Genomic DNA, 9,962 nt, shown 5'->3' with positions numbered 1-9,962 from the left:
GGGGAGCCCTGGCGCGGGGCGGGCGAAGCGCCCGGCCGATCCGGGATCATTGCCGGATGAGGCAAAAGGGGCGGCTCGTTCTGCGCTGGACGGGATGGGCGGCCGCGTACGTGGCCGGCCTCGCGGCACTGGTGTTCGCCGGCGCCTGGGTGTGGTGGCAGCCCGAACCGGAGGCGCGAGGCACGGAGGCGAACGCGCTGTGGGCGCGGCACCAGTGGGTGGGGGAGCCGCACAGCGACGCCGAGTACCGGGCGCTCGGGAAGCTGCTGGAGGAGAACCGCATCACCGATGTGTTCTTCCACGCGGGGCCGTTCGAGGCGGACGGCACCGTGCCGCCGGGCAAGTACCGCTACGCGCGGCAGCTCATCGAGGCCGTGCGGAAGTACGCGCCGGGGGTCCGCGCCCAGGCGTACCTGGGGCAGGTCAGGGTCGTGGACGGGCACGGCGTCATCGACCTCGACGACGCGGCCGTGCGGGAGCGGGTGCTCAAGACCGACGCGATCTTCCTCGACCTCGGGTTCGACGGCATCCACTACGACTTCGAGCCCATCTACTACGACGACCGCGCGTTCATGACCCTCATGGACCGCACGCGTGAGCTGACGCGGTCGAAGGGCGGGCTGCTGTCGGTGGCCTTGGAGCAGCCGACGCTCGCGGACGCCGCCCAGCCCGTCTACAAGGCGCTCCTCCCGCGGAGCGGGGCGCTCCACTACCCGCCGCGTCCGACCGAGGGGTTCCTGCGCGCCGTCGCCGACCGGGCCGACCAGGTCGCGATCATGACCTACGACGTGTCGCTGCCCACGCGGTCGCTCGCCGGCTGGCACTTCGCCCGGCACACCCGGACGACCCTGGAGCTGATCGGCGACCGCACGACCGTGTTCATGGGCGTCCCCACCTACCGCCCCCTCATGGACTGGGCGGAGGACCTGCCCGTCGCGCTGCGTGGCATCCGGCGCGGCATCGACGACCTGAAGCGGCCGCCGAAGCGTCCGTACGGCGTCGGCGTGTACGCGGACTGGACCACCGATCCGGCCGAATGGGCCCGATACCGCGCGGCCTGGCCGCCCCCGGCGACGGAAAGTCCGGCCGGCTGAGCAGGCCGTCCGGCTACGTTCCGAATCCTCGTATGCCCAGGTAAAAAGGGGTGGATAGTCCGGCATGCCCGGGGGTATTGCTGGGTGCGGAAGGTCAAGGTCCGGCAGGCGGACGGCAACGGAAGGGCGAGGGCGATGGGCACTCAGCAGGCCGCGCGGCACGACGCCGACCGCATCGGCGAGCTGTCGGCCGAGTTCGCCGGATGGCGGATCGGGCGGGGCGGTTCCGGGCTCTGGTGGGCGGTCCGCGGGAACGAGCTGGTGCGCACTCCCGACGTCGAGGAGCTCCGCGTCCGGCTGCATGAGATGACCGCTGGGTCACGTTATCCAACCGAGTCCGGGAAGTGGCCGGACTGACCCCGTAACGAGGCATTTGCGTGCCACGATGTCGAGTGTGGGAGCCGCCGCCACGCGTACCCCCGAGCGTGTGGCGGCGGCTTCCTTCCGTATTCGGACAGTCCGGCTTCGACCTGCGGGTCCAAGTCGACGGGCCGGAACGGTACCGTTCGTTGCATGGCACCCAGCACAACCACTGACGCTCCGTTCGGACGGATGCTGACCGCCATGGTCACCCCGTTCCTGCCGGACGGAGGCGTCGACTACGACGGCGCCGTGCGACTCGCGACCTACCTGGTCGACGAGCGGCGCCATGACGGCCTCGTCGTCAACGGGACGACGGGCGAGTCGCCCACGACGAGCGACGACGAGAAAAGCCGGTTGCTGCGCGCGGTCATCGACGCCGTCGGCGACCGCGCCGTGATCGTCGCCGGTGCCGGGACGAACCACACCGAGCACACCCTGCAACTCGCGCGGCAGGCCGAGGCCGCCGGCGCGCACGCGCTGCTCGTGGTCACGCCCTACTACAACAAGCCCCCGCAGGAGGGCCTCGTCCGCCACTTCACGGCGGTCGCCGACGCCACCGCCCTGCCCTGCATGCTGTACGACATCCCGGGGCGCGCCGGAGTGCCGATCCAGAACGACACGCTCGTGCAGCTCGCCGACCACCCGCGGATCATCGCCGTCAAGGACGCCAAGGGCGACCTGTTCGGCGCGTCCCGGGTGATGGCCGAGACCGACCTCGTCTGGTACTCCGGCGACGACAACCTCAACCTGCCGTGGCTGTCGGTCGGCGCCGCGGGGTTCGTCAGCGTGGTCGGCCATGTCGTGGGCGTCGAACTCCATGAGATGATCGACGCATACCGCGCCGGTGAGCACGGGCGGGCGCTGGAGATCCACCGGCGGCTGCTGCCCGTGGTCACCGCCATCATGACCCGTACGCAGGGCGCCATCGCCGTCAAGGCAGCGCTGAACCTGCTCGGCCTCCCCGGAGGCGGCCCGCTCCGCGCGCCGCTGGTGGAGGCCACGCCGGAGTTCGCGGCGCGCCTGCGAGAAGACCTCACGATAGGGGGAGTCAAAGTGCCCGAGGCAGTCATTCCGGAGGTTGCCCGGTGAGTCATCCTCACCCGGAGCTCTCGGACCCGCCCGCGCCGCCCGAAGGCGGCCTGCGCATCGTCGCGCTGGGCGGGCTCGGGGAGATCGGCCGCAACATGACGGTGTTCGAGTACGGCGGACGCCTGCTCGTCGTCGACTGCGGCGTGCTGTTCCCCGAGACCGAGCAGCCCGGCATCGACCTGATCCTGCCCGATTTCGAATACATCCGGGACCGGCTGGACGACATCGAGGCCGTCGTCCTCACGCACGGCCACGAGGACCACATCGGCGCCGTCCCGTACCTGCTGCGCGAGCGCGGCGACATCCCGCTCGTCGGCTCGCGGCTCACGCTCGCGCTGCTGGAGGCCAAGCTCGTCGAGCACCGCATCAAACCGGTCACCGACGTGGTCGCCGAGGGCGAGCGGCGCACCTTCGGGCCGTTCGACTGCGAGTTCCTCGCCGTCAACCACTCGATCCCGGACGCGCTCGCCGTCGCCATCCGCACCGCCGCCGGGCTCGTCCTGCACACCGGCGACTTCAAGATGGACCAGCTGCCGCTGGACGGCCGGCTCACCGACCTGCCCGGCTTCGCGCGGCTCGGCGCCGACGGCATCGACCTGCTGATGGCCGACTCGACCAACGCCGAGGTGCCCGGGTTCGTCACCAGCGAGCGCAACATCGGCCCGGTCGTCGACGAGGTGTTCCGCACCGCGCAGGAGCGGCTCATCGTCGCCTGCTTCGCCTCCCACATCCACCGCGTCCAGCAGGTGCTGGACGCCGCCGTCGCCAACGGCCGCAAGGTCTGCTTCGTCGGCCGGTCGATGGTCCGCAACATGGGCGTGGCGCGCGAGCTCGGGTACCTCAGCGTCCCCGAGGGCATCATGGTCGAGCAGAAGGAGATCGACGACATCCCCGGCGACCGGCTCGTGCTGGTGTGCACGGGCTCGCAGGGCGAGCCGATGTCGGCGCTGTCGCGGATGGCGAACCGCGACCACTCGATCCGCATCACCGACCGCGACACCGTGATGCTGGCGTCGTCGCTGATCCCGGGCAACGAGAACGCGGTCAACCGCGTCATCAACGGCCTCACCCGGTGGGGCGCCCGGATCGTCCACAAGGGCAACGCGCTCGTGCACGTGTCCGGGCACGCGTCGGCCGGCGAACTGCTGTACGTGCTCAACGTCACGAAGCCGGCGAACTTCCTGCCGATCCACGGCGAGTGGCGGCACCTGCGCGCGCACGCGAAGCTGGCGGCGCTCACCGGCGTCCCCGACGAGGGGATCGTCATCGCCGAGGACGGCGTCGTCGTCGACCTCGTGGGCGGCCGCGCCAAGATCGTCGGCGCGGTGCCGGCCGGGTACGTGTACGTGGACGGCCTGTCGGTCGGCGAGGTCACCGAGACCTCGCTGAAGGACCGGCGCATCCTCGGCGAGGAGGGGTTCGTCTCCATCGTCATCGGCATCGACTCGACCTCCGGCAAGGTCGTGGCGGGGCCCGAGGTGCACGCCCGCGGCGCGGGCATCGTCAACGAGGACTTCGACGAGATCATCGAGCGGATCGAGGGCGTGCTGCGGGACGCGGCCGGCGACGGCGTGAACGACCTGCACCAGCTCGGCCAGCTCATCCGGCGGACCGTCGGCAAGTGGGTGAGCGACAACTACCGCCGCCGCCCGATGATCGTCCCGGTCGTCGTCGAGGTCTGACGCCCCGGACGGACGGCCGCGGCACCCCGCGGCCGTCCGTTCTCGCGCCCTCCCGCCGGTTCTTCAACACGCCCGTCCGTCATCCCGGGAACCGCGGGGCTCCTTGGTTACTCTCATTACCATGGCCACACGTGCGTCCGGAGGCGCGAAAACCTCCTCGCGTGCGGGGGGCACGGCGGCGCGCAAGTCCGCAGGTTCGTCCCCCCGGAAGCGACCGAGCGGCACCGCCAAGGGGGGCCGCGGCTCGGGGCGGGGGCGTCCCCCGCAGAAGCCCGACCCGATCTCCCAGGCGGTCCTCGGGTTCTTCAAGCTGCTGTTCAAGCTGTACCTGCTCGCGGCCGTCACGGTCGGGTCCGTCTTCCGCGCCTACGGGCACGGGGCCCGCAACCTCGACCCCGAGCACCGCCGCGACGGGCTCGGGCTGGCGCTGCTCGGCTCGTCCATCGTGCTGGCGTCCGTCACCTGGTTCCGGCCTGACGGCGTCGTCACGATCGCGCTGGAGAAGGTGGTGCGCGGCGGCCTCGGCATCATGGCGATGGCGCTGCCCGTGCTGCTGGCGCTGCTGGCGTGGCGGACGCTGCGCCACCCCGAGCAGCACGAGGACACCGGCCGCGTCGTCATCGGCATCACCGCGCTCGGCGTCGGCGTGCTCGGCATCCTGCACATCGCCGCCGGGGTCCCGTCCCCGGCGAAGGACATGGAGCGCGTCCGCGAGGCCGGGGGCGTGATCGGCTGGCTGGTGTCGGCCCCGCTGGAGGCGGCGCTGAGCGGGTGGGTGGCCGTCCCGCTGCTGCTGCTCCTGGCCGGGTTCGGGCTGCTGGTCGTGACCGCGACCCCGATCGCGAAGGTGCCCGAGCGGGTCGCCGACCTGTGGGCGGTGGCGACGCTGCAGGGCCGTCCGGAACGCCCGTCCGCGGACGGGAAGGAAGCCGAGGAGGCGCCGAAGAAGCGCCGCCGCAAGAAGAAGGGCGAGGACGACGGCGAGCTGGAGGTCGGCGAGCACTCCAGGCCGTACGACACGCCGCTGCTGGAGGACGACCCGAAGAAGGCCGACCGGCCGCAGCGCGACCTCGCCGACGAGCTGTTCGAGCCCGACCCGTTCGGCGCGGACGTCCCGCCGCCCGCGCCGCCCGCCGACGACGAGCCGATGGACGAGCACGTGGCGGGCGCGTCGCAGGCCGACGCCCCGGCGGCACCGGACGTGCGCGACCCGACGCCGGCGCCGCGCCGGTCCGAGCAGCTGCCGCTGTCGTCGTCCGGCGAGATCTACGTCCTGCCCGACCCGGCGGCGCTGCGTCCCGGCAGCGTCAGCAAGCCGCGCACCAAGGCCAATGACACGGTCGTGAACGCGCTCACCGGCGTGCTGGAGCAGTTCGACATCGACGCGCAGGTCACCGGGTTCACCCGCGGCCCGACGATCACCCGGTACGAGATCGAGCTCGGCCCGGCGGTGAAGGTCGAGAAGGTCATCGCGCTGACGAAGAACATCGCCTACGCGGTGAAGAGCGCCGACGTGCGCATCATCTCCCCGATCCCCGGCAAGTCCGCGATCGGCGTGGAGATCCCGAACACCGACAAGGACATCGTGAGCCTGGGCGACGTGCTGCGCTCGCCCGCCGCGACCAACGAGCACCACCCGATGGTGGTCGGGCTCGGCAAGGACGTCGAGGGACGCACGGTCGTGGCGAACCTGGCGAAGATGCCGCACATCCTCATCGCGGGCGCCACCGGCGCCGGCAAGTCGACGTGCATCAACGGGCTCATCACCTCGGTCCTGATGCGCGCCACCCCGGACGAGGTGCGGATGATCCTCGTCGACCCCAAGCGGGTCGAGCTGACGATGTACCAGGGCATCCCGCACCTCATCACGCCGATCATCACCAACCCGAAGAAGGCCGCCGAGGCACTCGACTGGGTCGTCGGCGAGATGGACCGCCGCTACGACGACCTGGCCGCGTCCGGGTACCGGCACATCGACGACTTCAACAAGGCGGTGAAGGCGGGCAAGCTGAAGCCGCCGCCCGGCAGCGAGCGCGTCTACACGCCGTACCCGTACCTGCTCGTCATCGTCGACGAGCTGGCCGACCTGATGATGGTCGCGCCGCGCGACGTGGAGGACTCCGTCGTCCGCATCACCCAGCTCGCCCGCGCCGCCGGCATCCACCTGGTGCTGGCGACGCAGCGTCCGTCGGTGGACGTCGTCACCGGGCTCATCAAGGCCAACGTGCCGTCGCGGCTGGCGTTCGCGACGTCGTCGCTGTCGGACAGCCGCGTCATCCTCGACCAGCCGGGCGCGGAGAAGCTCGTCGGGCAGGGCGACGCGCTGTTCCTGCCGATGGGCGCGAGCAAGCCGATGCGCCTGCAGAACGCCTACGTGGCGGAGAAGGAGATCCACGGGATCGTCGACCACTGCAAGGGGCAGATGGAGGCGCACTACCGGGAGGACGTCGCCGCGGCCGCCGGGCCGAAGAAGGAGATCGACGAGGAGATCGGCGACGACATGGACCTGCTCGTCCAGGCCATCGAGCTGGTCGTGTCCACGCAGTTCGGGTCGACGTCGATGCTGCAGCGCAAGCTCCGCGTCGGGTTCGCCAAGGCCGGGCGGCTGATGGACCTGATGGAGAGCCGCGACATCGTCGGGCCCAGCGAGGGCTCCAAGGCGCGGGACGTGCTGGCGAAGCCGGACGATCTCCCCGGGGTGCTCGCGGAGCTGCGCGGCGGCGGCTGACCGCGCGGGGACGGGCATTGCGGAATGATGCGAAATCTTGCCCTGTTTCGAACGTGTTGGCAGTCGCCGAGTGGGCAGGCCGTTCCTAGACTGGTCGCGCAGTCCTGCGGAATGGCCATGAGCTCCTCAGAGGAGGCCCGGCGTGAGCATCGGTGAGACCTTGACGGAGGAGCGTCAGCGGGCCGGTCTCTCGGTGACACAGGTGAGTCTCCAGACGCGGATACGCGAGACCGTGATCCGCGGCATGGAGGCCGACGACTTCTCCACGTGCGGCGGCAACTTCTACGCCCGCGGCCACATCCGCAGCATCTCGCGGGTCATCGGCATCGATCCGGAACCGCTCGTCGCCGACTTCGACGCGGCGCACGGCGGCGCCCCGCAGCCGGTGTCGGCGATCTCGGCGTTCGAGCCCGAGCAGCCCGTCGCGTTCCGCGAGCGCAGGTCGCCGAACTGGAGCGCCGCGATGGCGCTCGCCCTCGCCCTGGTCGTCATCTACGGGGTCGTCCAGGTGGTCGGGCACGACGGCGGCGGCGAGCGGCGCACGGCGCAGCAGGTCGCCGGGACGCCCCCGCCGCCGACTCCGACGCCCGGCGCGTCCGCTCCGGCGCAGCAGAACAGCCCGGTGGCGGAGGCTCCGCGCACCAAGGTCGAGGTGCGGGTCGAGGCGAAGCGGACGACGTGGCTGAACGTCCGCGGCGACAAGGGCAAGTCGCTGTTCAGCGGCATGCTGCGCGAGGGCGACCAGAAGGACTTCACCGCCAAGAAGAAGGTCAAGCTGGTGATCGGCGTCGGCGGCAGCGTCAATCTGATCGTCAACGGCAAGGACCTGGGCTCGCCCGGCAAGGGCAAGGGCGTGCAGCGGCTGAGCTTCGACCGCAACGACCCCGAACCTGCGTAGCCGGGGGCGCGGGGCCGTCCTCCCGCGACGACCCGCCTGAATGGGGCCGCTGGTGCTGCCAGGGGGCCGCGCCCATTACCTTTAGGGGCATGTCCACTCGCCGCAAGGTCTCGCTCATCACGCTCGGCTGCGCCCGCAACGAGGTCGATTCCGAAGAGCTCGCCGCGCGCATCGAGGACGCGGGCTGGGACCTGGCCGACGGCGCCGACGGCGCCGACGGCGCCGACGTGGTGGTCGTCAACACCTGCGGGTTCATCGAGGCCGCGAAGAAGGACTCGATCGACACGCTGCTGGCCGCGCACGATTCCGGCGCCAAGGTCGTGGCGGCGGGCTGCATGGCCGAGCGGTACGGCCGGGAGCTGGCGGAGGCGCTTCCCGAGGCCGACGCGGTGATCGGCTTCGACGACTACACCGCGATCGGCGAGCGGCTCGACGACGTCGTGGCGGGACGCGCGCACGACGCGCACACTCCGCGCGACCGCCGCACGCTCCTGCCGATCAGCCCGGTCGAGCGCGCCGCCTCCCGGGTGGCGGTTCCCGGGCACGGCGGGCAGGACGACCTGCCGGACGGGGTCGCTCCCGCGTCCGGCCCGCGGGTGCTGCGGCGGCGCCTCGGCGGCGGCCCGGTCGCGCCGCTGAAGCTGGCGTCCGGCTGCGACCGCCGCTGCACGTTCTGCGCGATCCCGGCGTTCCGCGGCGCGTACGTGTCGCGTCCGCCGGCGGAGGTGCTGGAGGAGGCGCGCTGGCTGGCCGGGCACGGCGCCCGCGAGCTGGTCCTCGTCAGCGAGAACTCCACGTCCTACGGCAAGGACCTCGGTGACCTGCGCGCGCTGGAGAAGCTGCTGCCGGACCTCGCCGCGGTGGACGGGATCGAGCGCGTCCGGGTCAGCTACCTGCAGCCGGCGGAGACGCGTCCGGGGCTCATCGAGGCGATCTGCGGCACGCCCGGCGTCGCGCCCTACTTCGACATGTCGTTCCAGCACGCGAGCGGCCCGGTGCTGCGCTCGATGCGCAGGTTCGGCGACCGGGAGCGGTTCCTCGGGCTGCTGGACCAGATCCGCGCGCTGGCGCCGGAGGCGGGCGTCCGCTCCAACTTCATCGTCGGCTTCCCCGGCGAGACCGAGGACGATGTCGAGGAGCTGGTGCGGTTCCTGTCGGCGGCCAGGCTCGACGCGGTCGGCGTGTTCGGCTACTCCGACGAGGACGGCACCGAGGCCGCGAATCTGGACGGCAAGCTCGACCCCGCCGAGGTCGCCGCCCGCGTCGAGGAGCTGTCGAGCCTCGCCGAGGAGCTGACCGCGCAGCGCGCCGAGGACCGCGTCGGCACGCGGGTCCGCGTGCTGCTGGAGGACAAGGGCGAGGACGGCGGCTTCGAGGGCCGCGCCGAGCACCAGGCGCCCGAGGTGGACGGGACGGTCCTCGTCCGCGGGGAGGGCCTCGCCCTCGGCGACATCGTCGCGGCCCGGGTCGTGGACAGCGACGGGGTGGACCTGAGCGCGGACATGTCATGATCGCGGGCACTCCCGATCCGGTCGCGGGCTCGCAGGAGCCGCCGCCGGCCGGCGTCTGGAACATCGCCAACGCGCTGACGCTCGCCCGGATCGCGCTGGTGCCCGTCTTCGTCTGGCTGTTCTTCCTGGACGGCACCGGCTGGCGGCTCGCCGCGTTCGCCGTGTTCGCGGTCGCCTCGATCACCGACAAGATCGACGGCGACATCGCCCGCGCCCGCGGGCTGGTCACCGACTTCGGCAAGATCGCCGACCCGATCGCCGACAAGGCGCTGACCGGCGCCGCGCTGGTCTGCCTGTCGGTCATGGGGGAGCTGTGGTGGTGGGTGACGGCCGCGATCATGGTGCGCGAGATCGGCATCACGGTGATGCGGTTCGCCCTCATCCGCCGCGGCGTGATCGCGGCGAGCAAGGGCGGCAAGCTGAAGACGATGCTCCAGGTCTTCGCCATCGGCTTCTACATCCTGCCCGGGCCGCTGGACTACCTGCGCTGGGCCACGATGGGCGCCGCCCTCGTCGTCACCGTCGTGACCGGCGCCGACTACGTCGTCCGGGCGTGGCGCGGGCGCCGCACCGCCGGCGACGCGTCCTGACGGGGCG

8 protein-coding genes are annotated in these 9,962 nt (G+C 71.8%); all 8 read left to right on the top strand.

Annotated elements, in window-relative coordinates:
* The first annotated feature begins 56 nt into the window (after positions 1 to 56).
* The 8 genes from E1293_RS18185 (at position 57) to E1293_RS18150 (ending at position 9,955) form a co-directional block, all read left to right on the top strand.
* Positions 57 to 1,094, top strand: coding sequence for a glycoside hydrolase family 18 protein (locus E1293_RS18185; protein WP_243716305.1), 1,038 nt, complete (start codon positions 57 to 59; stop codon positions 1,092 to 1,094).
* A gap of 135 nt (positions 1,095 to 1,229) precedes the next feature.
* On the top strand, positions 1,230 to 1,451 hold the full coding sequence (locus E1293_RS18180; protein ID WP_132198605.1) for a hypothetical protein: 222 nt from the start codon (positions 1,230 to 1,232) through the stop codon (positions 1,449 to 1,451).
* Positions 1,452 to 1,607: 156 nt separating this feature from the next.
* Positions 1,608 to 2,546, top strand: a complete 939-nt coding sequence (dapA, locus tag E1293_RS18175) for a 4-hydroxy-tetrahydrodipicolinate synthase (protein ID WP_132198604.1) — start codon at positions 1,608 to 1,610, stop codon at positions 2,544 to 2,546.
* Positions 2,543 to 4,228 (top strand): ribonuclease J, encoded by a 1,686-nt coding sequence (locus tag E1293_RS18170; protein WP_132198603.1) that lies wholly within the window; start codon positions 2,543 to 2,545, stop codon positions 4,226 to 4,228. The genes dapA and E1293_RS18170 overlap by 4 nt, the downstream gene beginning before the upstream one ends.
* A gap of 121 nt (positions 4,229 to 4,349) precedes the next feature.
* Positions 4,350 to 6,956: a DNA translocase FtsK gene (locus E1293_RS18165; protein ID WP_132198602.1), complete on the top strand. Its 2,607-nt coding sequence runs from the start codon at positions 4,350 to 4,352 to the stop codon at positions 6,954 to 6,956.
* A 142-nt stretch (positions 6,957 to 7,098) separates the two neighbouring features.
* A complete protein-coding gene (locus E1293_RS18160) occupies positions 7,099 to 7,854 on the top strand; it encodes a helix-turn-helix domain-containing protein (protein WP_132198601.1) in 756 nt (251 codons plus the stop codon).
* Between the two features lie 89 nt (positions 7,855 to 7,943).
* A complete protein-coding gene (gene rimO, locus E1293_RS18155; RefSeq protein WP_132198600.1) occupies positions 7,944 to 9,365 on the top strand; it encodes a 30S ribosomal protein S12 methylthiotransferase RimO in 1,422 nt (473 codons plus the stop codon).
* Complete coding sequence (locus tag E1293_RS18150) at positions 9,362 to 9,955, top strand: CDP-alcohol phosphatidyltransferase family protein (protein ID WP_132198599.1); 594 nt, start codon at positions 9,362 to 9,364, stop codon at positions 9,953 to 9,955. The genes rimO and E1293_RS18150 overlap by 4 nt, the downstream gene beginning before the upstream one ends.
* Positions 9,956 to 9,962: the final 7 nt, after the last annotated feature.

The organism is Actinomadura darangshiensis, assembly GCF_004349235.1.
Taxonomy (GTDB): domain Bacteria; phylum Actinomycetota; class Actinomycetes; order Streptosporangiales; family Streptosporangiaceae; genus Spirillospora; species Spirillospora darangshiensis.
The sequence above is the reverse complement of the archived record's forward strand: the minus strand, read 5'-3'. Positions and strand labels throughout refer to the sequence as shown.

Bases quoted from the DNA above. Each gene is read 5' to 3' on its own strand.
- E1293_RS18185 (WP_243716305.1), top strand. From the start codon at position 57: ATGAGGCAAAAGGGGCGGCTCGTTCTGCGCTGGACGGGATGGGCGGCC.
- E1293_RS18180 (WP_132198605.1), top strand. From the start codon at position 1,230: ATGGGCACTCAGCAGGCCGCGCGGCACGACGCCGACCGCATCGGCGAG.
- dapA (WP_132198604.1), top strand. From the start codon at position 1,608: ATGGCACCCAGCACAACCACTGACGCTCCGTTCGGACGGATGCTGACC.
- E1293_RS18165 (WP_132198602.1), top strand. From the start codon at position 4,350: ATGGCCACACGTGCGTCCGGAGGCGCGAAAACCTCCTCGCGTGCGGGG.
- rimO (WP_132198600.1), top strand. From the start codon at position 7,944: ATGTCCACTCGCCGCAAGGTCTCGCTCATCACGCTCGGCTGCGCCCGC.
- E1293_RS18150 (WP_132198599.1), top strand. From the start codon at position 9,362: ATGATCGCGGGCACTCCCGATCCGGTCGCGGGCTCGCAGGAGCCGCCG.